Annotated in this window: 19 protein-coding genes and 1 pseudogene; 9 read left to right on the top strand and 11 right to left on the bottom strand. The window is 70.9% G+C overall.

Annotation, left to right across the window (positions count from 1 at the left end; genetic code table 11):
* Positions 1 to 280 precede the first annotated feature (280 nt).
* The 3 genes from ABZT87_RS24750 to ABZT87_RS24740 all read left to right on the top strand — a co-directional run bounded on the left by ABZT87_RS24750 (position 281) and on the right by ABZT87_RS24740 (position 5,776).
* Positions 281 to 2,518 (top strand): tetratricopeptide repeat protein, encoded by a 2,238-nt coding sequence (locus ABZT87_RS24750; RefSeq protein WP_355138428.1) that lies wholly within the window; start codon positions 281 to 283, stop codon positions 2,516 to 2,518.
* Positions 2,519 to 2,648: 130 nt separating this feature from the next.
* Positions 2,649 to 3,107 (top strand): peptidoglycan-binding domain-containing protein, encoded by a 459-nt coding sequence (locus ABZT87_RS24745; RefSeq protein WP_355138426.1) that lies wholly within the window; start codon positions 2,649 to 2,651, stop codon positions 3,105 to 3,107.
* A gap of 314 nt (positions 3,108 to 3,421) precedes the next feature.
* Positions 3,422 to 5,776, top strand: coding sequence for an AbfB domain-containing protein (locus ABZT87_RS24740; RefSeq protein ID WP_355138424.1), 2,355 nt, complete (start codon positions 3,422 to 3,424; stop codon positions 5,774 to 5,776).
* 63 nt (positions 5,777 to 5,839) lie between these two features.
* Here the strand turns inward: ABZT87_RS24740 and ABZT87_RS24735 are convergent, their stop codons facing one another.
* From ABZT87_RS24735 to ABZT87_RS24705, 7 genes are all read right to left on the bottom strand, one after another.
* Positions 5,840 to 6,940, bottom strand: a complete 1,101-nt coding sequence (locus ABZT87_RS24735) for a Gfo/Idh/MocA family oxidoreductase (protein WP_355138422.1) — start codon at positions 6,938 to 6,940, stop codon at positions 5,840 to 5,842.
* Positions 6,910 to 7,620, bottom strand: coding sequence for a ThuA domain-containing protein (locus ABZT87_RS24730; protein ID WP_354855521.1), 711 nt, complete (start codon positions 7,618 to 7,620; stop codon positions 6,910 to 6,912). The genes ABZT87_RS24735 and ABZT87_RS24730 overlap by 31 nt, the downstream gene beginning before the upstream one ends.
* Positions 7,621 to 7,836: 216 nt before the next feature.
* Positions 7,837 to 8,409 (bottom strand): hypothetical protein, encoded by a 573-nt coding sequence (locus ABZT87_RS24725; protein WP_355138420.1) that lies wholly within the window; start codon positions 8,407 to 8,409, stop codon positions 7,837 to 7,839.
* A gap of 92 nt (positions 8,410 to 8,501) precedes the next feature.
* The gene (locus ABZT87_RS24720; protein WP_354855523.1) at positions 8,502 to 8,861 is read right to left on the bottom strand and encodes a hypothetical protein; all 360 of its coding nucleotides are present in this window, start codon (positions 8,859 to 8,861) and stop codon (positions 8,502 to 8,504) included.
* Entirely contained in the window at positions 8,858 to 9,421 is a 564-nt protein-coding gene (locus ABZT87_RS24715) for a hypothetical protein (RefSeq protein ID WP_354855524.1), read from the bottom strand. The genes ABZT87_RS24720 and ABZT87_RS24715 overlap by 4 nt, the downstream gene beginning before the upstream one ends.
* Positions 9,388 to 9,930, bottom strand: coding sequence for a MauE/DoxX family redox-associated membrane protein (locus ABZT87_RS24710; RefSeq protein WP_355138418.1), 543 nt, complete (start codon positions 9,928 to 9,930; stop codon positions 9,388 to 9,390). Before ABZT87_RS24710 ends, ABZT87_RS24715 begins: the two co-directional genes overlap by 34 nt.
* 10 nt (positions 9,931 to 9,940) lie before the next feature.
* Complete coding sequence (locus tag ABZT87_RS24705; RefSeq protein ID WP_355138416.1) at positions 9,941 to 10,450, bottom strand: hypothetical protein; 510 nt, start codon at positions 10,448 to 10,450, stop codon at positions 9,941 to 9,943.
* 554 nt (positions 10,451 to 11,004) lie between these two features.
* Between ABZT87_RS24705 and ABZT87_RS24700 the strand changes: the two genes are divergently transcribed.
* From ABZT87_RS24700 to ABZT87_RS24685, 4 genes and pseudogenes are all read left to right on the top strand, one after another.
* Positions 11,005 to 14,268 (top strand): BTAD domain-containing putative transcriptional regulator, encoded by a 3,264-nt coding sequence (locus tag ABZT87_RS24700; protein ID WP_355138414.1) that lies wholly within the window; start codon positions 11,005 to 11,007, stop codon positions 14,266 to 14,268.
* 141 nt (positions 14,269 to 14,409) lie between these two features.
* A pseudogene (locus tag ABZT87_RS24695) lies at positions 14,410 to 14,847 on the top strand (response regulator transcription factor); the annotation flags it as partial.
* Positions 14,848 to 14,967: 120 nt separating this feature from the next.
* Entirely contained in the window at positions 14,968 to 15,588 is a 621-nt protein-coding gene (locus tag ABZT87_RS24690) for a TetR family transcriptional regulator (protein WP_355138412.1), read from the top strand.
* A 121-nt stretch (positions 15,589 to 15,709) separates the two neighbouring features.
* A complete protein-coding gene (locus ABZT87_RS24685; RefSeq protein WP_355138410.1) occupies positions 15,710 to 17,209 on the top strand; it encodes an FAD-dependent monooxygenase in 1,500 nt (499 codons plus the stop codon).
* A gap of 145 nt (positions 17,210 to 17,354) precedes the next feature.
* Here ABZT87_RS24685 and ABZT87_RS24680 read toward each other — a convergent pair whose 3' ends face one another.
* Both ABZT87_RS24680 and ABZT87_RS24675 read right to left on the bottom strand, forming a co-directional pair.
* Positions 17,355 to 17,501, bottom strand: coding sequence for a hypothetical protein (locus ABZT87_RS24680; protein WP_272616708.1), 147 nt, complete (start codon positions 17,499 to 17,501; stop codon positions 17,355 to 17,357).
* Positions 17,502 to 17,607: 106 nt separating this feature from the next.
* The gene (locus ABZT87_RS24675) at positions 17,608 to 17,991 is read right to left on the bottom strand and encodes a hypothetical protein (protein WP_355138748.1); all 384 of its coding nucleotides are present in this window, start codon (positions 17,989 to 17,991) and stop codon (positions 17,608 to 17,610) included.
* A gap of 214 nt (positions 17,992 to 18,205) precedes the next feature.
* Here ABZT87_RS24675 and nhaA point away from each other — a divergent pair, with 214 nt between their 5' ends.
* The gene (gene nhaA, locus ABZT87_RS24670; protein ID WP_355138408.1) at positions 18,206 to 19,531 is read left to right on the top strand and encodes a Na+/H+ antiporter NhaA; all 1,326 of its coding nucleotides are present in this window, start codon (positions 18,206 to 18,208) and stop codon (positions 19,529 to 19,531) included.
* Positions 19,532 to 19,643: 112 nt separating this feature from the next.
* Positions 19,644 to 20,171 carry a DM13 domain-containing protein gene (locus ABZT87_RS24665; protein WP_355138746.1) on the top strand — a complete coding sequence of 176 codons (528 nt, stop codon included), beginning with the start codon at positions 19,644 to 19,646 and terminating at the stop codon, positions 20,169 to 20,171.
* A 130-nt stretch (positions 20,172 to 20,301) separates the two neighbouring features.
* Here ABZT87_RS24665 and ABZT87_RS24660 read toward each other — a convergent pair whose 3' ends face one another.
* A complete protein-coding gene (locus ABZT87_RS24660; protein ID WP_355138406.1) occupies positions 20,302 to 21,735 on the bottom strand; it encodes an RICIN domain-containing protein in 1,434 nt (477 codons plus the stop codon).
* Between the two features lie 119 nt (positions 21,736 to 21,854).
* Positions 21,855 to 23,294, bottom strand: a complete 1,440-nt coding sequence (locus ABZT87_RS24655; protein WP_355138404.1) for a glycoside hydrolase family 43 protein — start codon at positions 23,292 to 23,294, stop codon at positions 21,855 to 21,857.
* Between the last annotated feature and the right edge of the window lie 280 nt (positions 23,295 to 23,574).

The following is a 23,574-nucleotide window of genomic DNA, read 5'->3' as shown; positions in this document are numbered from 1 at the left end:
CCGGCGGATCGCTGCTCGGCGGCGCCCTCCTGCCCACCTCGGGGCACGCCCGCTGGCACTCATCGGTGGATTGCTGACGCTGGCCGCCCTCACACTGCTCGCCGTGGACACGCGGCTGCGCCACAGTGGCGGGTCCGCCCCGACCATGGCCCGTCCCCCGGCCAGCCCCGCGGTTACGCCGTAGCCGGACCGCAGTAGTTCCTCCGCTGTCACCACTGACGGGTCTCTTGCGTCGTGTGCCCGATTGTCCGCAGTGACCGCCGCCTATACCGTGATCCCCGTGTTCGGGGAGGCCGTACAGGAGCTTCGGCGTCACAGCGCGCTGACGCAGGAGGATCTGGCCGCGAAGACAGGGCTGTCGGTTCGGCATCTCCGGGATCTGGAGGCGGGGCGGATCGCGCGGCCGCGACCCGCGACGATGCTGTTGCTGGCCGACGCCTTCGGCCTGCAGGGGGCGAAGCGGGACCGGTTCCTCGCCGGGGCACCGACGCCGGTCGCCTCGAACGGTGTTCCGGCGCAGCTGCCCGCGGACGGCTTCGGCTTCGTCGGTCGCGCCGACGCGCTGGCCCGCCTCGACGGGATCCTGGTCCGAGCGGCGGATCAGCCGACCGCGATGGGTCTCGCGATCGTCTCCGGCACCGCCGGGGTGGGCAAGACCGCGCTCGCGGTGCACTGGGCTCATCGCGTCGCCGCGCACTTTCCCGACGGCCAGCTCTACGTCAACCTGCGCGGCTTCGACCCGGGCGGCGTCCCGGTCAGCCCGAGCACGGCGCTCGCCGGATTCGTCAACGCGCTCGCGGGACCGGGCGCCCGTCCGCCGACCGCACTGGATGAGCAGGTCGCTCGATATCGCAGTCTGCTGGGCGGCCGGCGGGTGCTTGTCGTCCTCGACAACGCCGGCGACGCCGACCAGGTACGCCCGCTGCTGCCGGGCGCGCCGGGCTGCTTCGTCCTCGTCACCAGTCGGGACCAGTTCCTGGGCCTGGTCAGCGTGAACGGCGCTGATCCGATCACCCTGGACGTCATGTCCGGGGCCGACTCCCGTGAACTGCTTATCCGACGCCTCGGCGCGGAACGCGTCACCGCCGAGCCCGAGGCCGTCGACGCCATCGTCAGCGCCTCCGCCGGGCTGCCCCTGGCGCTGTCCGTCGTCGCCGCCCGGGCGGCCATCCACAGTGGGTTCCGCCTGATGGACCTGGCGGCGAGTCTGCGCCCGGTGGCCGGGCGCCTGGATGCCTTCGACGGCGGCGAACCGGTCACCGACCTGCGGCTGGTCATGTCGTGGTCGTACCGGACCCTCGAGGGGCCCACCGCCCGGCTGTTCCGTCTGCTGAGCGTCCATCCGGGCCCGGACTTCGCCGTCGCGGCGGCGGCCAGCCTCGCGGGGATCACGCTCGCGCAGGCCCACCGCCACCTGGCCGAGCTGACTCGGGCACACCTGCTCACCGAACACCGTCCCGGGCGGTACACGTACCACGATCTGCTGCGCGCGTACGCCGCTGAGCTGACGGCGGCGGAGGACAGCGACGCGAGCCGTCACGCCGCCCGGTCCCGCCTGCTCGACCACTACCTCCTGGTCGCGTACGCCGCCGACGAGCTGGTCTATCCGCAGCGGGACCGGCTGCCGATCGACCCGCCGGGGCCCGGGGTCGCGCCGGTGGCGCTGGCCGATCGCGACGCGGCCCTGTGGTGGTTCACCGACGAGCACCCGGTGCTGCTCTCGGCCCTGCGGCTGGCGGCCAGCCACGGGTTCGACCGCCACACGTGTCACCTCGCCTGGGCGATCACCACCTACCTCAACCAGCGCGGCTACTTCCAGGACTGGACCAGCAGCCTGCGGGCGGCGCTGTCGGCGGCCGTCCGGCTGGCCGATGACCGGGCCGAGGCGTACGCCCACGGGGTGCTCGGCTTCGCCGACATCGCGCTCCAGCAGTACGCCGACGCGCAGCGCCACCTGGAGCTGGCGTACGACCGGTACCGGCGGCTGGGCGACCTTGCCGGGCAGGCCCGGGTCGAACTCAACCTCGGGTGGATCTGCGACCGGACCGAGCAGCCCGAGCAGGCCCTCGCCCACGCCCTGGAGGCGCTACGCCTGCACCGGCAGGCCGGACACGTCACCGGCCAGGCCTTCGCGCTGAACGCGGTCGGCTGGTCCCACAGCCAGCTCGGTGACCACCACGCCGCGATCGAGAGCTGCGAGCAGGCACTGACCCTGTTCACGTCGGTCGACAACGTCCTCGGCCAGGCGATCACGTGGGCCAGTCTCGGGCACGCCCACCTGCAGCTCGACGCCTTCACGGAGGCGGTCACCTGCCACGAGCACGCCGTCCGTCTGCGCCGCGAGATCGGTCATCGACGGTTGGAGGCGGACGCGTTGGTGAGCCTCGGCGACGCTCACCTGGCCGCAGGCGACGCCGGTTCGGCCCGCGTGGCCTGGCAGCAGGCGCTGGACATCCTCGTGTCGTTGCGGGAGGCCGACACCGGCGCGATCGAGGCCAAGCTCGCCTCGCTGCGCTGAGGGGCCCCGAAGTGCCGGTCAATCTCCGGTCCGGCTCCTGTCCGGGCACCGCGGCGGACGAAACGATGGTGAGGCAAGCCGCGCACCGCAGCGTTGCGCGTGCGACCCACACCTCGACCTGGGGGTTCCCATGCTCCGACGTCTTTCTCGCCTCGGCCTCACCGCCATGCTCGCCGTCACCACCGTGGGCGGCGCGGTGGCGATCTCCTCGCCCGCCCAGGCCGCCCTGCCCCACTGCAACGGCGCGGGCGTCTACACCTCCACCTGGTCCGGCGCCCCCGGGAAGACGGCCTGGATCCCGGCGTACGTCAGCAGCACCATCAACTTCAACTGCCTGCTGATCCGCGGCGACCACAGCTCCGGCGTCGGTGAACTCCAGCGGACGTTGACGGGGATCTACGGGAGGTACCTCGGCCCCAACGGAGTCGACAACGACTTCGGCGGCTACACCCAGAGCGCGTTGCGCAGCGTCCAGGCCGACCTCAGAATCTCCGCCGACGGCGAGTACGGGCCACAGACCCGCGACCACCTCTGCTGGCGGTGGACGGGCAGCGACAACTCCTGCATCTGGCTCAACAACAACCACTGAGGACGCGCGGGGCGCGCCCACGGGGAGCGCCCCGCGACCGACCGCCCCGGCTCCGGCCGGGGCGGTCGCCGTGGCCGAGGTACGACGATCGAGGACAAAACCACGAGCATTGACGATCGGCAATTGACTGAGTGTCCAGGGTGCCTCTATAACGTTGTACGGGTGGTGATGGATGTCAATCGGATCACCATCGCCCGTAGGTGGAGATCCCGCCGACATCCGCCGTCCGCGTTCGAGAAGCCACCCGATGCCCACCGCCCGCGCGCTGCGGGCTCAGCTGCACGGCCCGCGGCGACCCGCCCCTCGGAGACGGCATGACACGTCAGGTCCCCGCCCGCCCCGCCCTGCCCCTACTGCTCATCCTCGCCCTCGTCGTCGGCGTGTTCGCCGCACCGACCCGACCGGTGCGGGCCGCACCGGCCAAGACGCCGCCACTGACCACCCCGTGGACCAGCCAGGCGCTGGCCGGGACGCCCCTGCCGGAGTACCCGCGACCGCAGATGACCCGACCGGACTGGCTCAACCTCAACGGGGAGTGGCAGCTGCGCCAGTCCGGCACCGACGACGCCCCGCAGTTCAACACCGACCTGCCCGAGCGGGTCAACGTGCCGTTTCCCGTGGAGAGCGCCCTCTCCGGTGTCCAGCGGGCCGCCAACGACAACCGCAACTACCTGTTCTACCGACGCACCGTCACCGTCCCGCCGAACTGGTCCGGCCGACGGACCCTGCTGCACTTCGGCGCGGTGGACTGGCAGAGCACGGTCTGGGTCAACGGCGTACGGGTCGGCGCGCACACCGGCGGCTACGACGCCTTCACCTTCGACGTGACCCCGCAGCTCAGCGGCGGCGTGAACGAGATCGTGGTGAAGGTGTGGGACCCGACCGACACCCGGCAGAACGGCAGCCTGCCCCCGATCGGCAAGCAGACCAAGCAGCCCGGCGGGATCTTCTACACGCCCAGCTCCGGAATCTGGCAGACGGTGTGGATGGAGCCGGTGCCCGCGGCGTCGATCAGCAGCGTGGACGTCTACCCGAACCTGGGCACCAACACCCTGCGGATCCGGGTCTTCACCCGGGGCGACGTGAGCGGGCACAGCGTGCTCGCCGAGGCGCTCGACGGCGCTACGGTTGTCGGCTCCGCCACCGGCGGCTTCACCGACTTCAGCGTCCCGGTGCCGAACGCCCGCCGCTGGTCACCCGACGACCCGTTCCTCTACAACCTGCGGGTACGCCTACGCAGCGCCGGCGGCGCGACGGTCGACCAGACCGTCCACTACTTCGGCATGCGGGAGATCACCACCGGCATGGTCAACGGGGTGCTGCGACCGAAGCTCAACGGCCAGTTCGTCTTCCAGGTCGGCACCCTCGACCAGGGCTTCTGGCCGGACGGCCTGTACACCGCGCCGACCGACGCCGCCCTCGCCTTCGACCTGCAGAAGCACAAGGACCTGGGCTTCAACATGGTGCGCAAGCACATCAAGGTCGAACCGCAGCGCTGGTTCTACCACGCCGACCGGCTCGGCCTGCTGGTCTGGCAGGACATCCCGTCGCTGACCGCGCAGAACATCGACCCCACCGATGCCCAGCAGGCGCAGTTCGAGAGCGAGGCACGCGAGATCGTCGACGAGCACCGCAGCTCCCCCGCGGTCGTCGCCTACACGCCCTACAACGAGGGCTGGGGCGAGCGCGCCCTGGCCGACACCCGCCGCGTGGCGCAGAACATCAAGAATCAGGACCCGACCCGGCTGGTCAACCCGCACAGCGGGCACAACTGCTGCCAGTCCCTCGGTGACCCCGGCAACGGCGACATCGACGACTGGCACGTTTACCTGGGTCCGGACTCACCCTCGCCATCGAGCGGCCGGATCGCGGTGCTCGGCGAGTTCGGCGGCCTGGGCCTGCGCACACCGGGCCACGAGTACAGCCCGAACGGGCAGTTCTTCGCCTACGAGTGGCAACCCACCTCCGCTGCCCTCACCGACCGGTACGTGGGGCTGGTGGAGGGTGCGCAGAACCTGATGCTCGGCAAGGGACTCAGCGCCTCGATCTACACCGAGATCGCTGACCAGGAGGGGGAGTTGAACGGCTTCCTCACCTACGACCGGCAGGTGGTCAAGATGGACCAGGCCCGCGTCCGCGCGGCCAACACCGCCCTCGTCAACGCCTCCCGGACGATCGGCAGCTCCGCCCCCGTCGCCCTGCCGGTCAACACCCGGCGTTCACTGCAGGTGACCACCCCCGGCTACACCAACCGGTACCTGCGCCACCAGAACAGCCTGGCGTACACCGAGGTGGTCGACGCGGGCAGCTCGGCGCTGCTCAAGAACGACGCGACGTACACCATCCGGCCCGGCCTGGCCGACAGCGCCTGCTACTCCTTCGAGTCGGTCAACTATCCCGGTCAGTACCTGCGGCACCAGGACTCCCGGGTCCGCAACTCGCCGAACGACGGGTCAGCGCTCCTGCGGGCCGACGCCACCTGGTGCGCCCGGGTGGGGCTGACCGGAAGCGGCGTCTCGCTGGAGTCGTACAACTTCCGCGGGAAGTACCTCCGGCACTACAACTCGGAGGTCTGGCTCAGCAACGGCACGGGCGGTGACGCCTACAACCGGCCCACCCTCTGGGCCGCCGACAGCACCTGGAACATCGCCGCCCCCTGGGCCCCCTGACGGCGGCGGACCGTGCTCTGACCAACGGTGCGGGCCGGCGGAGAGCCGCCGGCCCGCACCGGGTCACTTCTTCCAGTCGTTGACCGGAGTGAGCGGAACCGGTGCCGGCCGCTGCGCCACAGTCGTCAGCTCGATCCGCCGGCCTCCGGCCGCCGAGACGAGCAGCGAGGTCATCGTTTCGAGTACGTGCAGCGCGACGTCGCCGCTGGCGCGGGGCGGGCGCTGGCCGTCGGCGGTGACCAGGTCGATCAGCCCGATGCCGCGGGAGCCCTCGACGTAACCGGCCAGTGGTTCGAGAACGCGCCATTCGGTGCCGCCCAGCGGAAAGACGCGCACGTCCCCGTCGAACATGTTCGGATCGGGTACGGCGAGCGTGCCGGTCTCCCCGTGCACCTCGATCGGCGCGGCCGTCGTCGCGACGCCGTCGAAGCTCGTGGTGATGGTGGAGAGAGCACCGTTGGCATGCTCAAGCACACCGGTCACGTGGGTGTCCACCTCCGCCGGGACGCGCTGGCCGTTTCGCGGGCCCGAGCCGATGACACGCTCGGCGCGCAGGCGGCTGGCGGCTCCGACGACCGCGCGAACCGGCCCCAGCAGGTGGACGAGCGCTGAGATGTAGTACGGCCCCATGTCCAGCAACGGGCCGCCGCCCGGGGCGTAGTAGAAGTCGGGGTGGGGATGCCAGCGCTCGTGTCCCGGTGTGACCATGACGGCCGTCGCCGACAGCGGGCGTCCGATGAGCCCGCCGTCGATCGCCGCCCGTGCCGTCTGCGTACCTGTGCCGAGGACGGTGTCCGGCGCGCACCCGACGTGGACGCCAGCCGCGGAGGCCCGTTCGATGATCGAGCGGCCGTCCGGAAACGTCACGGCCAGTGGCTTCTCGACGTACACGTTCCTGCCCGCCTCGATCGCGCCGAGTGAGATCTCGGCGTGCGCCGCGGGGATCGTGAGATTGAGAACCGTCTGCACCTCCGGACGGGCGAGCAGACCCTCGACGCTCAACGCCTCGCTGCCGGGAATCGTGGCCGCGACCGCGGCCGACCGGGAGGCGTCGAGGTCGGCCAGCGCGACGATGCTCACCGCGGGGTGGTTCGCGAGGGTGTCGAGGTACGCGCGGGAGATGACCCCGAGACCTACGATGCCGACGCGGTGCGGGTCGCCCACACCATCCCCCTCTCGATGACGGTACGGACGTTCGCGTCCTCCAGCACGTCGAGGCTGTGCCCCGGTGTCGTCACGACGATGCGCCCGGCACCCCAGCGTCGCGTCCAGATCGCCGGCGAGGTGACCGGCCGGTGCCATGGATGCCACGCCTGCGTGGGATGGGTGGTGACGGCCAGGATGTCGATCAGGTCGTCGTGCAGCACCCAGTACTGCTCGGTGACCAGGTCGAAGTCCTCGATCCCCGCGGTGATCGGGTGCTCCCGGCCGAGGTCGGTGATGCGCACCGTGTGCGGCAGGAAGTTGTCCTCCGGGCCGCCGTGGCGCTCGCACGGCTCCTTACCCGGGTGGGTCGCGAACTGGCCGCCCACCAGATGCAGGTACTCCGACGACGCGCGGAACGCGTCCACGATCCCGCCGTGCCAGCCGGTGAAACCCGTGCCGGCGATGACCGCGGCGCTCAGGCCCGCCACCTGGTCAGCGGTGATCTCCGACATCGTCATGCACTGCACGACCAGGTCGGTGTCGGCCATCTCGGCGGCATCGGCGTAGATCTGGGTCGACTCCTCGACCCGTACGGCATAGCCGCTTCGTTCGAGGAAGGGGATGAACAACTCCGTCGCCTTGACCGGTTGGTGCCCCTCCCAGCCGCCCCGAACCACGAGTGCTCTCGGCTGCGCCACCCTCGCTCCCCTCCACGCTCCGTCGCCACCGGGCCGGACGTTCCCGCCCCGGCGACATGCCGTCGGTGCCCGTACCTGTCGAGCACAGAAACCGTACCCGTGGTCGCGGGCCGGGGCCGGAGTCGCGGAGCAGTCGCGGGGGGCGGACGGGCGGACGCACGGTCATCGGGGTCGCGCCGGTTCGGCCGGGGCCCCACGTCGGGCCCCGGCCGAACCTCAGATCACGGACGACACGACCACCACCATGGCCGGCAGCAACGCCGTGGCGACCGCCGCGGACTGCACCAGCCGCCGTGGCCCGGGACGCCCCAGGTCACTCACGCTTCCATGACCGGCGAGAATCGCCACGACCAGTGGACCGGTGAACGCGCCACCGAACACCAGCCCACTCCACTGCGGAGTGACGTTGAGCAGCGCCGCCACCAGCAGCACCCAGGTCGTCGCCGACACCCGGAACGTGCTCCACATGAGCCCGGTGTCCAGACCCCAGATCATCGGCGGAACCCACCACGGGATGTTCTCCCGATGGCCCAGTTCCTTGGACGTCTGTCGGCGCAGCCCCGGGGCGTACGAATCCGTCCGGATCGCGTGTACGTCGAAGGCCGCCGCCACCAGTGCCGCCACGAGACACAGCCCCACGGTGAGCTGGGCATCGAGCCGCCCGGCGAACAGGGTGCCGACCTGGTACAGCGACGCGGTGACGAAGCCCGCCATGGCGATGTGCGCGACGGACAGTACGGCGACGAAGCGCAGACCGCTTCGGACGAGACGGGACGAGTCCCCTTGCACGAAGGGGCGGATGACTCCGATGAAGGATTGGCCTCAAGGGCTGAAGAGCTGGGCGAAGCCCGCCACCGCGGCGAGCACGATCGTCCACAGAACTACCATACGTACCAGATCGAGCAGGCGAACGGACCGGACCAGCACGAGGTCTTGCTCTTGCTGCACTCACCGCAGCCGTACGTGCGGCTGCCGCTGGTGCAGGTCCAGAACGTGCGGTAATAGCCCGACGGGCAGGTGTAGCGATCGGGTTCGACCGCGTAGTGGCACCGGGTGCAGCTGGCCAGCGAGCAGCAGGGCGACCCCAGGCAGTCGGCCACCGCCGGGGATGCCTTCAGTACGGTGGCCAGGCCGGCGACGACCGCGGACGCCGCGCCCATGAGCGCGAATCGGCGGCTACGACGGCGGTCGGTGAGCACCGCCGTCTCGGTCGGTGTCACGCACTCCATCTGATTGGTCATAGCCGTACGGTTCCTTCCTTGGCGACGGGCAGGCGGGACGGGACGGTGCGGGCGTTCAACAGCGGTTGCAGTTGCCGGAATGACGGCAGTGTCTGGGCCAGGAAGGCCTCACCCGAGCGGTAGAGGACCACCGACGGGACGGTGTCGATGCCGATCGCCCGCGCGACATTTTCCTCGACATCGATGGTCGCCCGGTCGATTGGTATGTTCAGTCCTTCGAGCCAGGCGCGGCCCTCCTGCTCGGAATGCGCCTGCTGCAGGACGATCCACACCAGTTCCAGGTCTTTGCGGCGCAGGCCCTCCGCGATTGACCGGCAGGTCGTGCAGGACACGGACAGGAAGAGCAGCGCGAGATGCGGCTGCGCGTCGAGCCGTGCCGGGAGCCCGACCAGGGAGGGCCTGATCGAGTCGTCCATCGGGATCGGGATCGGCGACGGGTTGTCTTCGAGCTTGAGGGACGTACGGATCAGTTCGAGGGTTTGATATTGGTCGATCAGCGCCAACACGCAGATCCCCATCAGCACGCTCAATGCGGCGACGACGACCCAGAGGAAGCCCATTGACTCTCCAACACTTTGAGGTAGCTCCAGCTCCGCAGGGCCAGAGGCAACAGCTGACGGACGACGGTCGCCAGGCACAGCACCAGCGCCGTCACCGCGACGGCGTCCGGGCCGACGAGCAGATCCGATGAGTCGCGGTGCGCCGTCCAGGCGACGGCGAGCCAGATCGGGAGCAGCGCGAGCTGCGTCCAACCCAGCTTCGCCTCGGACGTGCCGCCGAAGCAGGCACAGCGCACCGAGGCGCCCCGTGCCAGAGCGATCGACGCCGCACCTGCGAACGACGCGCCGAGCGCGATCACGAGGCCCGCTGTCACCCAGGCGCGCGGTGCGGTCAGCAGGAGGACCGCGGTGACCAGCTCCACGCCGCTGACCAGCAGGGCCAGGACGCGCGGACGCGGCATCCTGAGCGCGACGAGCGTGCGGCGAAAGGTAATGGGCGCGGCGAGCTTCTGACCCGCCGTGTAGAGCAGGACTGCTGCCGCGACGATCCGCACCGTCGCGTCGATCATCGGCACCAGCTCAGGCCGGGACGACCGCGAGGACCTGGGCGTCGGCCAGTTCCGTGTCCAGGACGCAGACCCGCACCCGCCGTGCAGTCCGCTTGTCGAGCAACGGCGAGGCGACCAGCCGCTGGCCCGCGACCGCATAGCCGCTGCCGTCGCGCTTCGGCACTCCGGTCACCCAGTGCACCACCGGCACGGCGGCCACGGCGAGGCCGGGCCACAGGTCGGTCACGGTGACCAGGTCACCCGGTCGTGGGGCGATCCCGTCCGGGAAGCCGGCGAACGGAACCTGCTCCGCCGCACGGATCGCGGTGCGGTTCGCCACCTTCGGCGTACCCACCACGGCGCCGCCGGCCGCCACCGCTGACACGCGGGCCAGCTCACCGCGCGAGCCGGCCTGTGCCGCATCCGTCCCCGGGTCGGCCGATGCCGACTCGCCCGAGACAGCCACCACGGCGACGGTCGATCCCACCACGGCACCAACGCGGAGGATCTGCCGCCGCGATAGTCCCTTTTCCTGGTTCATGCGTACTCCTCGGATCTGGTCCATGAGGACGATCTACCGGTATCGGCGCCCGAATCGAGCGAGAACCCGCGGGTCCGGAGCGACGCCGCGGCGGACTGGGGCTGCTCGGTCGACCACCCCGCGGGGGTCGCCTCGACCGTGCTGCTGATCGACCCCCGGCGCGCCCCAGTGCGCTCCGGATGGTCCTGACACGACGGTGCCTCCCGAGGTGGTGACGACGGCGTCCGGACGATGGAGAGCATCGATGTGTCTCCGGACATCGACGCTGCTCTGGATCACTCCCATCACCGTTTCAAGAGAACAATTCAGGGGTCCAGGTCCCAGCGATGTTCTTGAACAGATCTTGACCGAAGCAGCCACGACAAGTGACGGCCGCACCGCGCCGGGCTTGTCCGTTGTGGACTCCAGGTCCCGGAGGGCGTTGAGACGCCTCGGCAGGAGCGTGACCGACGACACGGACGGCTGATTCAGGGGTGGGCGCCGATGGGCTGCCGGGGGCATGTCGATGGTGAGATCATTTCCAGCGTCGTGGATTCCTACGGATCGGACCGGGCGTGGACCAAGTGGAGGACGGCCTGCAGATCCGGCTGCTGGGTCCGGTCGGCGTGTGGCACGGCACCCGTTGGCTGGGCCCGTCGGCCGCGCAGCAGCGCACCGTGCTGGCCATGCTGGCGTTGGAGTGCGGAAACATCGTTCCCATCGACCGCCTGGTGACGGCACTGTGGGGCACGGCACCGCCCGCATCGGCTCGTAACGCGGTACAGGGCTGCGTCTCCCGACTACGGGCCCTGCTCAACTCGGTTGACCCGCCGCCACGCACAGCCGAGCTGGTGGGGGTGGGGACCGGCTATCGGCTCGCCGTCGACCGGTCCGCGGTGGATCTGCACGACTTTCGGGACCTACTGCGGTCCGCGCGCACGTGCGAGCCGCAGCAGGCTCGTGAGCTGGTCGACCGCGCTCTGCGCCGATGGCGGGGGCCGGCGTTGGCGGACGTCGCCGGCCCGTGGCTGGACGAACTCGTCGCCCCGCAGCTGAACGAGGAGCGGTTCGCGGCGGTTGAGCTGCGAGCCGACCTCGACCTCCGGCTGGGCCGGTACGGTGACATCGTCGACGATCTGTCCGACCTCATAGCCGACAACCCGGCCCGGGAGCGTCTGGCGCTGGCGGTGCTCATCGCGCTGCACCGGTGCGGCCGTCGGGTCGACGCGCTGACCCTGTTCCGTCGGGTCCGCGAGAACCTGGTCGAGAGGCTCGGCATCGAGCCGGGCGAGGAGCTCCAGCGGGCCTATCGCGCAATGCTCGCCGGCGCCGAGCCCGCCGCGGAACCCGCGGGGCAGCGGGTGCGGGATCCGACGGGCGTGGTGCCGCGGCAACTGCCGGCGGCCACCCCCGGCTTCGTCGGCCGCCGACGCGAACTGGCCCTCCTCGACGAGGTGCTGAAGGAGCGGGCGGCACCGGTCGCCGTCGTCTGCGGCCCAGCGGGGGCAGGGAAGACCAGCCTGGCGGTGCGGTGGGCCCACGACGTCCACCACCATTTCCCCGACGGACATCTGTTCGTGGACATGCGCGGGTTCCACAGTCGTCCACGCCGGACCCCCGGTGAGGCGCTGCCGCTGCTTCTGGACGCGCTGGGCGTCACCGCCGACCGGATACCGGCCGAGCCGGACGCGCAGGTCGCGCTGTACCGTTCGACGCTCGCCGGTCGACGCGTTCTGCTCGTACTGGACAACGTCGCCGACGCCGACCAGGTGCGGCCACTCATTCCGGGCGGCCCGGACTGCCTGGTGGTGGTGACCAGCCGGGACCGGCTCAGCGGCCTGGTCGCCCGGGACGGTGCCGCTCGGCTCACTCTCGACGTCCTGCCTGCCGCCGACGCGGTGGAACTGCTCGTCGGCACCGCGGGGGCCGAGCGGATCAACGCCGACCCGGCCGCTGCTCGGGAGTTGGCCGAAATCTGCGGGCACCTGCCGCTGGCCCTGCGCATCGCCGGCGCCCGCCTGGCCGACCGGGCGCACGTGAGCGTGCGCAGGCACCTCGACGAGCTGATCGCGCGGGGCCGGGTCGCGCAGCTGCGGGTCGAGGGTGACGACAGCACCGCCGTCCGGGCCGCGTTCGAGCTGTCGTACCAGGCGCTCCCGGCCCCAGCGGGTCGGGTGTTCCGGCTGCTCGGACTGGTGCCGGCACCGTCCGGCCTCGCCGTACCCGCGGCCGCGGCGTTGACCGGCCTGCCCTGCGACGATCTCGAACCGCTCATCGACACCCTCGCCCGACTGCACCTGATCCGAATCACCCGGGCAGCCCGGATCGTCAGCCACGACCTGCTGCTCGAGTACGGAGCGCAGCTCGCCGCCGAACATGGCGACGCGGCCGACAATGCCGCCGCCGTGCACCGGCTGCTGCACTTCTACCTGCATGCTGTCGCCCGGGCCAGCGCCGCGCTGAACGGCCCGTCGCGGCTACGGCTGCCGCCGGATCCACCGCCGACCGGCGTACGGATCCCTGAGCTCGACGATCAGGCACCCGCCCGCGAATGGCTCGGTGCGGAAACGGCGAATCTGGTGGCGGCGCTGGAACACGCGGCTGCCGACGGCCGAGACCGGATGGCGTGGCAACTCGCCCACGCCCTGTACGACTTCCTCCGCATGCGGACGCCGCTGAGCCAGTGGCGGTCGATCGCCCGGACCGGGCTCAAGGCGGCCCGCCGCGACGGCGACCTTCGCGGCGAGGCCGTGATGCGACAAAGCCTGGGACTGCTGAACTGGCGTACCGGCGATCTGCGCGCCGCCCGCGCCGAGTACGAGGCGGTCGCGGCGCTCGCCGCCCGAGCCGATTGGCAGGTCGGCGCCTCGGCGGCACACTGCAGCATCGGTATCGCACTGGCTCAGCTGGGCCGGCCCCGGGCCGCGATCAGCCGGTTCGAGCAGGCCCTCGTCATCGATCGGGAGATCGGCGACCGCCGAGCCGAGGCCGGCACACTGGCAAACCTGGCGGCCGCCTGCGAGGAGGTGGGCGAGCTGGCTGCGGCCGCACGGCACGGCGAACTGGCGATGGGGTTGCTGCGGGCGACCGGCCAACATCTGGGCGCCGCCGTGGCCAGCGAGAACCTCGCGCTGGTGGCCAGGGAGCTCGGCCGGCTCGACGAGGCGCGGACGGCAGCGGAGGAGGCGGTGCGCGTCGGCCGGACGATCGGCGCCCGGCACGAGGAGGCCGCTTCGCTCACCACGCTCGGCCGCGTGCACGGTGACGCGGGACGCTACGCGGAGGCCGAGGAGGTGCTCCACCTCGGCCTCGACATCGTCCAGGGACTGCCGGACGGCCGACTGGAGGTGGTCACCCAGACCGCGCTCGCCGAGGTACTGCTGCGGCAGAGCCGACTGGCGGAGGCGGGCCGCCGGCTCGATCTGGTGCTTGACCTGGCGGATCGGACCGGCAACGAGCGCGCCCGGGTCGAGGCGCTGATGCTGCTCTCCGATCTCAGCGCGGCCCGCAAGGAGTTCGACAGCGCCCACGAGCACGCCACCGGTGCGATGGCGGCGGCCCGCGCCGGTGGGTACCGGCTGGTGGCCGGTCAGGCGCGCAGCCGCCTCGCCGCCGCGAGACTGGGCCTCGGCGATCCCGCGGGGTGCCTCGTCGAGGGCCGTCCGGCGCTGCGCGTCCAACGCCGGGCAGGGCAACGTCTCGCGTACGCCCGCACGTTGATGACCGTCGGCGGCGCGTACGCGGCGCTGGGCCGTCCGTCGGCGGCTCAGACCCGATGGCGGGCGGCACACGAGCTGTTCCGGGAGATCGGCGCCGCCGAGGCGGCACCGCTCGGCTAGCCGGGACGCCGGTCAAGACTCTCTCAAGTTCGATCGCGACGCCTCGACCGCGAGTCCCTCACCGACCAGTATTCCGGGCGGAGCAACCATGCCTCGCGCCCTCGACGTCCGCCCGTCCGATCGCCGCCTCAGCCAGAAATGGTCACCGAACGGGGCGAGGAGCGCGGCGGCATCGTCGGCCTGCGGATGGGCGCCGACGACTACGTCGTCAGGCCGTTCGCGATGGACGAGCTTCAGGCGCGCATCGAGGCGTTGCTGCGGCGAACAGCACGGCAGGGTCGGCGACCGTCCGACGTCATCGACGTCGGAGGGTTGCGGATCGACCTCTCGGCCCGCACGGTCCACGTGGACGCCCGGCCGGTGTCGTTGACCCGCAAGGAATTCGACATCCTGGCCTCGCTCGCCCGTCGACCCGGTCTCGCGCTCACGCGCGAGCGCATCATGCTGGACGTGTGGCAGACCACCTGGTCGGGCCGGCACACCCTGGCGGTCCACGTGGCGGCGCTGCGCGCCAAACTGGGTCGGCCCGAGTTGATTCAGACGGTACGGGGACTCGGCTATCGCCTCCCCGCCGAGTGAGGCCGACCGGTCACCGAGGATCGGGAGTTACCCGATCGTCGGGTGAGTTGGGCACCGGCGACCATTAGTTTGCGTGGCACGCATATTTGCGTGGCGCGCAACTAGTGCTAGGGTGGTGGCATGACGGGGCTGCGGGAGCGCAAGAAGGCCGAGACGCGGGCGGCGCTCGGCTGGGCCGCGATCCACCTCACCGCGGAGCGCGGTTACGACAACGTCCGCGTCGAGGACATCGCCGAGGCTGCCGGCGTCTCGCCGCGCACCTTCAACAACTACTTCTCCAGCAAGGCCGAGGCGATCGCCTCCCGCCACCTCGACCGCAGCCTGCGCACCGCCGCCGCGCTGCGCGAACGCCCCGCCGACGAGCCGCTCTGGGCGGCGCTCACCCAGGCCTCGCTGGAGCAATTCACCCGCGGCCCCGAGGTCGACGCCATGCCGTCCCCCGCGCACCCCCAGTGGGTGGCCGGCGTACGCACCATGCTCGCCGAGCCTGCCCTGCAGGGCGAGCGGCTGCGCGCCGTCGCGATCGCCGAGGCCGAGTTGGCCGCCGCGGTCGCCGAGCGCACGGGCACCGACCTCGCCACCGACATGTATCCGAGGCTCGTCGCGGCCGCCGCCAGCGCCGCGGTCGCCGTCGCCATGCAGCACTATCTCGACAGCCCCGACCCGCCCACCCCGATCGAGCGCCTCATCACCGACGCGTTCACCCAGGTCGCCGCCGGCCTCCCCGCGCCGCCCCGCTGAGGCCCGCCCCTCGCTCACGGCACCACCCCAGCCACTTCTTGTCCGCGTCACACCCCACGGCGGGCCGGCCGCGTTCCGCGCCTGCCGCGGCGATGACGCACACCCCGAAGGGATCACGATCGTGATCGATGTGCTCATCGTCGGAGCCGGCCCCAACGGCCTCATGCTCGCCTGCGAACTCGCTCTGGCCGGCGTCCACCCCGTCGTCCTCGAACGCCACGCCGCGCCCGGAGGCGAGCCCCGCGCCAACGGCCTCGTCGGCCAGGTCGTCCGCCTGCTCGACCGGCGCGGCCTCTACGCGCGGCTCAGCGGCGAGAGCACCCCGCCGTCCCCCCAACCAGCCTTCACCTTCGGCGCGTTCCCGCTGGATCTCACGGTGCTCGCGGAGAATCCGCACTACGTGCTCGGCGTGCCGCAGGCCCAGCTGGAGGCCACCCTCGCCGCCCGCGCCGTCGAGCTCGGCGTCGACCTGCGCCGCGGCCACGAGGTCGTCGACCTCCGCCAACGCCCCGACGCGGTCGAGGTTCACCTCGCCGACGGTACGCAGCTCACGTCCCGTTTCCTCGTCGGCGCCGACGGCGGTCGCAGCGCGGTGCGCCGCCTCGCCGGCATCGACTTTCCCGGCGCCACGTTCGACCGGTCGGTCTCCCGCACCGCCACCGTGACCGTCCCCGCGTCATCCCTCGACCCGGAGACCGGCGGGCTGTGCGCCCCCGGCTACGGCGTCGTCCCGCCGTTCCAGCACACCCGCACCCCGCGCGGCCTGATCGCCTGGGCGCCGTTCCCCGGCCGGCCGGCGATCCTGAGCACGACGGAGTGGCCAGACGCGCCGACGAGCGACGAGACCCCCATGACCCTGGCGGAGCTACGCGCCAGCGTCGCCCGGGTGCTCGGCGTCGACGTCCCCTTCGGCCCACCCGACGGCCCCGGCCTGCTGCGGCGGCTGACCGGTCGCAACACCCGCATCGCCGCCCGCTACCGCGCCGACCGGGTGCTGCTGGTCGGCGACGCCGCGCACGTGCACCCCGCGATCGGCGGCCCCGGCCTCAACCTCGGCCTGCAGGACGCCGTCAACCTGGGTTGGAAGCTGGCCGCCACGGTGCGCGGGTGGGCGCCGCAGGGCCTGCTCGACACGTACGAGACCGAGCGCCGTCCCGTAGCCGAACGGGTCGTCATGTCCACCCAGGCGCAGTCGGCGCTCATCGGGCCTGGCGACGAGATCACCGGCCTGCGGGAACTCTTCGCCGAACTGCTGCGCATCACGGAGGTGACCGGGCACATCGCGGCGCTGATGTCCGGCGCGGACATCCACTACCCCGCCGACCCCGCCGACCCGTTGGCCGGCCGGTGCGCCCCCGACGTGGTCGTGCACGCCGACCACGCCGCGGTACGCCTCGCCGAGCTGACCCGCACCGCCCGGCCGTTGCTACTGGACTCCACAGGTGTCTACGCCGAGGTGGCCGCGCCCTGGCGAGACCGGGTCGACGTCGTCAGCGGCGCGTTGCGGGGCACGACCGCGACCGCGTTGCTCGTACGCCCCGACTGCTTCGTCGCCTGGTCCGCCGGGGATGCGGACACCCTGCGCGCCTCGCTCACCCACCACTTCGGGCCGCCCCGGTGACCGGAGGCGTCTCGTGGACGCCGCTGGCGTCCGTCGCGTCCGTCCATCGACGAGTCCCTGATGGACCCCGCAAGGTGGGACATGGCCGGGTGCCGGCAACACTGTCGGGCACTGGTTGCCGGCCACCGACCACACCGACGAAGAATCAGTCGGTGATCACCGGCCAGGCGTAGGCGAGCAGGGCGCAGGCGGCGCCCAGCAGCGCGAACGAGACACCCCGAGTGGGCAGTGGCAGTGCGGCGAGCACGATCAGGATGACCGCGATGACGTAGAGAAATGCCTGGACCGACATGGGACTCTCCTCAATCAGGGAATTGATGGGAACCGACGTTGACCGCCGGGGTGACACCCCGCTCATGCGCGAACGCCGCACGCGCGGGTCGGGCGCGCGGGCTTGATCAGCCGTCCGGCGTGAAGAGCCCCTGAATACCGACGACGATCGCGATGAGACCGAAGATCGCGAGCAACAGGCGGACTCCGGTCGCGCCGTCCGACCGCTCCTCGCGCGACGCCGGCCGACCGGTCAGCCGGCTCCACAACAGGGCGAGCCCCACACCGATCCCCACCACCTCGAAGTGGAACACCCGGGGGCCGGACACCAGGTGGACGATGAGGTGGTAGCCGCCGGTCACGAGCGCCACGAGGCCGACCACCCACGCGATCGGGGCCGCCCGACCGGCGAGGCGGCCCAGGTCGTCACCGACGCGTGGCAACAGCCGCAGCACCGAGCCTGCGAGCAGGAAACCCCCGACGATGTTGGCGAGGTCGAGCAGCAGAGCCATGATCACGAGGGTCTCCGTCGATCGGATGATCAGCCGGTGGGAGCGTACCCACGGAGCCGGTCGGTTGAAACGAGATCTGGCGGCCGATGGCGCGCCGTCGGCTGTCTGCGGTCGAGGGATCCGCGGCGAAAGGCCCCGGTACGATGGGTTCCGGTGCGCCGGGAAGTCTGGTCGGCAGATGGTTCCGACCCGTCTTTCGAAAGTTGGCCTGCTTGTGACGTCGAACCCTCAGTCGCCTCCTCGTGTTCTCGGCCGTGGTTCCTGGGCTGAGGCACGTCGCATCGCCGACGTACTGCGCAAGGAGACGATCGGCGGCGCGTTGCTGCTGGTCGGTGCCGTCGTGGCGCTGATCTGGGCGAACTCGCCGTGGGCGCACCGCTACCAGGCGATGACGGCGCTCACCGTCGGGCCCCACGCGCTGCACCTTGACCTGTCGCTGGCGACGTGGGCGGCTGACGGGCTGCTGGCGATCTTCTTCTTCGTCGCCGGTCTCGAACTCAAGCGCGAGTTCGTCGCCGGTGATCTGCGTGATCCCCGCCGGGCCGCGGTCCCGGTCGCCGCCGCGGTCGGCGGCGTACTCGTGCCGGCCCTGCTGTACGCGGTGGTGAACTGGGGCGGCGCGGTGAAGGGCTGGGCGGTTCCGACCGCCACCGACATCGCGTTCGCCCTCGCCGTGCTGGCGGTGATCGGCCGGCATCTGCCGAGCGCGCTGCGCACCTTCCTGCTGACCCTGGCGGTGGTGGACGACCTGCTGGCGATCGTCATCATCGCGGTCTTCTACACCGCCCACCTGTCGCTGCTGCCACTGCTGGCCGCGGTGGTGCCGCTGGGCCTGTTCACGCTGCTGGTGCAGCGTCGGGTGCGCTCATGGTGGCTGCTCCTGCCGCTGGCGTTCGCGACCTGGGCGCTGGTGCACGCCTCCGGCGTGCACGCCACAGTCGCCGGGGTGCTGCTCGCCTTCGCCGTCCCGGTGCCGCGCTCCACAGGGGCCGGCCCCGGACCCGGCCTGGCCGAGCACTTCGAGCACCGATTCCGGCCGATCTCCGCCGGTGTTGCGGTGCCGCTGTTCGCGCTGATGGCCGCCGGGGTGGCCGTCGGCGGGCTGGACGGCCTGACGCAGGCGCTCACCGACCCGATCGCCGTGGGCATCATGCTCGGCCTGGTCGTCGGCAAGCCGATCGGCATCCTGCTGGCAACCTGGCTCGTCGCGCGGTTCACCCGGGCCCGACTGGACTCGGGGCTGGCCTGGATCGACGTGGTCGGCCTGGCCGTGCTGTCCGGCATCGGGTTCACCGTCTCGCTGCTGATCGGCGAACTCGCCTTCGGTGTCGGCACCGACGCCAACGGCCGGGTCAAGATCGCCGTGCTGGCAGGCTCCGTGATCGCCGCCGCGCTCGCCACGACCATCCTGCGGGCACGCAATCGCGTGTACCGGCAGATCTACGAGGCCGAGCACGTCGACCATGACGGTGACGACGTTCCCGACGTCTACCAGAACCAGGGCGTGGACGGGCTGCCGCGCCGCACCGACGACAACTGACGTGGGGCGGCGACCCGGAACGTCGTAAGAGTGCCGAAAGGGTTGGCGACCCGTTCGACGGCTGCGGGGCTCGTACGCTGCGGGGGTGGGAAAATGGATCTTCCGGTCGCGAGTGGCCTGGGCCGGTCTCGCCTCCGCTGTCCTCGTGACGGCTCTGGCCCTCTACTGGTTCCAACCGTGGAAGCTGTTCACCGACACGTACGTCGACGAGGCGGTTCCCCCCGTGGTGACGACGTCGACCGCGCCCACTCCCGCGTCCGCGGTTCCGGTGGCGACACCAGCCGGGAACGCGATCCTGACCGCCGGCGAGTTCGTCACCCATGAGCACCGGACGACCGGCAGGGCCGAGATCCACCGGCTCGCCGACGGGCGCCACCAGCTCGTCATCCGGGACCTGAATACGTCGAGCGGGCCGGACCTGCGAGTGTGGCTGACCGACCAACCGGTCACCCTCGGCAAGGCCGGGTGGCGGGTGTTCGATGACGGCGAATGGGTCGAACTGGCCAGGCTCAAGGGCAATCAGGGCAACCAGGTGTACGAGATACCGGCATCGGTTGACCCCCGCGACTTCCGGAGCGTCTCCATCTGGTGCAAGCGATTCGCCGTCTCCTTCGGCGCGGCCGACCTCAAGGCCGTCTGACGTCGCCGGGCTGCCCGTTGCGACGCCGGCATAGGCGGCGTCGCAACGGCGCACACCCCCGGCGCCGGTCACCAGCTCGGTACCGGGAGGTGCGGGCCACCGTGGATCGGTCGTCGCGGCGAGACGAGCGTCAAACGGCCGTGCGCGACCACTGCTGGTTGGCGCCGGTGTTGCACGGATACTGCTTGAGGATCGCACCGTCCGCCGTCGACGCGGCCGGTACGTCCACGCACTTGCCGCTGTGGCGGGCGCGGAGTTGGAAGTAGCTGCCGTTGGTGACCATCTGGAACTGCTGGTTGGTGCCGGTGCCGCAGGTGTACTGGACGAGTTCGGCGCCGTCGGCGGTCGAAGCGCTCACCACATCGAGGCACTTTCCGCTGTGTCGGCTGATGATGCGCCAGTAGCCACTGCCGGCGTCCTGGAACTGCCACTGCTGCCACGCGTTGCCGCCGTACGTGTACTGGCCGACCCGCGCGCCGTTGTCGGTGTTCGGTTGCTGGACGTCCATGGCCTTGCCACTGTGCCGCACGGTGATCCGGTAGAACGTTCCCGTCGTGGGCGGAGGCGTCGTCGGACCACCGCCGATGGTGTCGCCCCACCCGTACCGGATCCGGTCGGCGCCGGAGGTGTTGCGAACGGTCAGGCTGAGGTTGGTGCCGCTGCCGCCGAGGGCGAACATCGAGTACCAGTCGTATCCGATGGTGCCCGGCTTGCCGCCGAGGGCGGGCCAGTAGGTGCCGCCCATCTGGTTGTCGCGCATGACCTGGGCCATCGCGCGGATGTAGCGCACGAAGTTGTCGGTGCTGCCCGCGTCGGCGTAGTTGCGGCCGTCGTTCATGGGAGCGCCGAACTCGGTCGCGACCGCGCGGGAGGCGCAGTTGCCCAGGCGGGTCTGGATGTGGCTGCGGAAGGCGTCGTAGGTCATCGCGCCGTAGAAGAACGCGTAGTAGTGGAAGGACAGCAGGGTCGAGTTGAAGCGGGTGTCGTTGCAGATGTCCCGCAGATCCTGGCTGAAGCCGGTGCCGCCGATGAGCACCCGGCCGGGCATCGCCGAGTAGTGGTAGCTCAGCCAGTTCGCCGCGACGTCGCGCCACTCCGCCGAGCTGTAGCCGTGCGGCTCGTTCATCGGCTCGAAGTAGACGTTGGTGTTCGAGCCGTACGTGTTGGTCACCGTGGACCACATCGCGTTCCACGCGGCGAGGTTCGTGATCCTGCCGCCGGAGGCCGCACCGTCCTCCCAGTAGGCGAGGATGACTTTGAATCCGCGGGCGGTCGCGGCGTCGATGGCGCCGCGGTACGCCTCCCACCACGCCGTCCCCACCGTGTGGGTGTTGATGGGCAGCCGGACGGTGTTGACCCCCATGGTGGAAGCCATGGTGTCGTAGAGGGCATTGGCCTTGGCCCGCACTGTCGCGTTGCTGTCGGACGAGCTGAGGCCCTGCACGACGAGCGGGCCGGTGCTGAAGTTGTCACCCAGCACGGCCCAGTTCATGCCGCGGAACTGGCTGGTGGCGGCAGTGGCCGGCGACGGCGTGACGACGACGATGCCAACCAGCGCGGTCATCGCGCTCACCAGAGCGATCACGAGTCGGCGCAGCGACCGGGCGCTTTCCGATCCGTGGCCGTGCGACAGCCTTTTCCGTTTCATGACGGGTCCAATCGGTGTGGGGAGACAGTCGGCGTTCAGTTGGTCACGCGGAAGGTGGCGTCGGCACGGCTCTGCGCATCGGAGAGCGGATCGAGCCGGAGCAGGTAGTTGTAGTGCCGGATGTAGCGGTCCGGGTGGCTGTACGCCTGGAAGGACGTCCACGAGGAGTTGGCGACGCCGGCGACCTGCCGGAAGGTGGCGTCGGCGGCGAAGGTGGCGGTGCCGTCGTTGGCTTCCAGCCGGAAGTCGAACCCGTAGTGGCGCAGGTAGTAGCCCGGGTAGTTGACCGACTGGATGGAGACCGTGCCGGAGCCGGCCAGACCGGGCACCAGCCGCCACTGACCGTCCTGCGCGGGGCTGACGTTCGGATCGATGCGGACGTCGTAGTCGTAGTGCCGTACGAACCGGTCCTGGAGGTTGTACGACTGGATCCGGTTGACCGCCGTGGTGGGCCAGCGGGCGAGCACGCGGTTCTGCTCGGCGGCGGTCAGGTTGAGGATCGAACCGTGCCGTTTCCTGGTGCCGCCCATGTCGTACGAGCCGGACGCCGGCAGCCGGAAGCTGGCCGGACTCGACGGATTGGTGGTCAGGACGGGCAGGTAGCCGCGCCCGCTGGCGTACTGGTCGAGGTAGAGAACCCACTCGTTGCGAGCGTTGAACTTCATCCACATCGGGCCCTCGACCTGGGAGCCCGTCAGCCCGATGCCCGACAGGTTCCCGATAGTGGTCCAGGTGCCGAGGATGGAGTTGCTGCCTTCGAGGGTGATCTGGCCGTCGCGGGAGGCCCGGACGTAACGGTAGGCGCCCGCACCGGCCGGCACCTCGACGATCTGGGTGTCGATGATCTCCTGGCTGCCGGGCCGGCTGAGGTAGACCTGCGGCGTGGTGGTGCTGCGGAAGTCCGCCGTGCGCGCGTAGTAGATGCGGTGCTTGGTCACCCCGTTGAGCGGGACGTTCGTCGCCCAGTAGAGGACGTAGTCGCCGGTGGCCGGGTTCCAGATCGCCTCCGGAGCCCAGGCGTTGCGTCCGTCCGGAATCGGGCCGGCGACGTTCAGCAGCCACGGCGCGGACCAGGTGACCAGGTCGGTGGACTCCCACACGACGAGGTTGCGGCTGCCGTTGTTGACCGCGGTCGACCAGTCCTGGCCGCAGCCGATGCACAGGTCGGTGGCGATGATCCAGTACCGGTCACCGGCGGGCGAGCGAACCAGGGCGGGGTCGCGGACGCCGCGGGTGCCGACGGTGGATCGCAGCACGAGCCCACCGTTGTTGAGGTCCGTCCAACGTAGGCCGTCGGCGCTGTGGGCGAGGTAGATCTGTTGACCGGTCGAGGACTCGCCGGTGAAGTGCGCCATCAGGTAACCGACGGCCGGGTCGAGCGCGACCGCTGCCTTCGGCATCGCCACCGACCAGGTGGTGAAGAGCAGGCACGCGGCGAGCGACACCGCGTAGAGCCGGGCGAGGACTCTCGACATGGGTCCTTCTCCTTCGCGGAGGGGCATACGACTCAGCTACCGGGTCGGTGGGTGTTGCGGGCGACGACACCGAGTCGATCTCACATGTGAGCGTTAACAGCACTGGGTAGGCGCATCCCCGGGTTGCATGGTTGTGGGCGGTGGGCGGCGTGCCGCACCGGTGTCGACGGCGAGCCGAAACCCATGTGTCCAGCTCATTAAGTACGGGTTGCGGACAAGTGTTAGCGATCGCATCTGGAGTGTCAAGGCATCGACGATGCTCGTTCGGCTTGGCCGACCT

Source organism: Micromonospora sp. NPDC005237 (genome assembly GCF_040607775.1).
In the GTDB taxonomy this organism is placed as follows: Bacteria; Actinomycetota; Actinomycetes; order Mycobacteriales; family Micromonosporaceae; genus Micromonospora.
The sequence above is the reverse complement of the archived record's forward strand: the minus strand, read 5'-3'. Positions and strand labels throughout refer to the sequence as shown.

What these genes read in the sequence shown, in the direction of transcription:
- ABZT87_RS24745 (WP_355138426.1), top strand. Translation starts at nt 2,649, where the DNA reads ATGCTCCGACGTCTTTCTCGCCTCGGCCTCACCGCCATGCTCGCCGTC.
- ABZT87_RS24740 (WP_355138424.1), top strand. Translation starts at nt 3,422, where the DNA reads ATGACACGTCAGGTCCCCGCCCGCCCCGCCCTGCCCCTACTGCTCATC.
- ABZT87_RS24720 (WP_354855523.1), bottom strand. Translation starts at nt 8,861, where the DNA reads ATGACCAATCAGATGGAGTGCGTGACACCGACCGAGACGGCGGTGCTC.
- ABZT87_RS24715 (WP_354855524.1), bottom strand. Translation starts at nt 9,421, where the DNA reads ATGGGCTTCCTCTGGGTCGTCGTCGCCGCATTGAGCGTGCTGATGGGG.
- ABZT87_RS24710 (WP_355138418.1), bottom strand. Translation starts at nt 9,930, where the DNA reads ATGATCGACGCGACGGTGCGGATCGTCGCGGCAGCAGTCCTGCTCTAC.
- ABZT87_RS24705 (WP_355138416.1), bottom strand. Translation starts at nt 10,450, where the DNA reads ATGAACCAGGAAAAGGGACTATCGCGGCGGCAGATCCTCCGCGTTGGT.
- ABZT87_RS24690 (WP_355138412.1), top strand. Translation starts at nt 14,968, where the DNA reads ATGACGGGGCTGCGGGAGCGCAAGAAGGCCGAGACGCGGGCGGCGCTC.
- ABZT87_RS24680 (WP_272616708.1), bottom strand. Translation starts at nt 17,501, where the DNA reads ATGTCGGTCCAGGCATTTCTCTACGTCATCGCGGTCATCCTGATCGTG.
- ABZT87_RS24675 (WP_355138748.1), bottom strand. Translation starts at nt 17,991, where the DNA reads ATGGCTCTGCTGCTCGACCTCGCCAACATCGTCGGGGGTTTCCTGCTC.
- ABZT87_RS24660 (WP_355138406.1), bottom strand. Translation starts at nt 21,735, where the DNA reads ATGACCGCGCTGGTTGGCATCGTCGTCGTCACGCCGTCGCCGGCCACT.
- ABZT87_RS24655 (WP_355138404.1), bottom strand. Translation starts at nt 23,294, where the DNA reads ATGTCGAGAGTCCTCGCCCGGCTCTACGCGGTGTCGCTCGCCGCGTGC.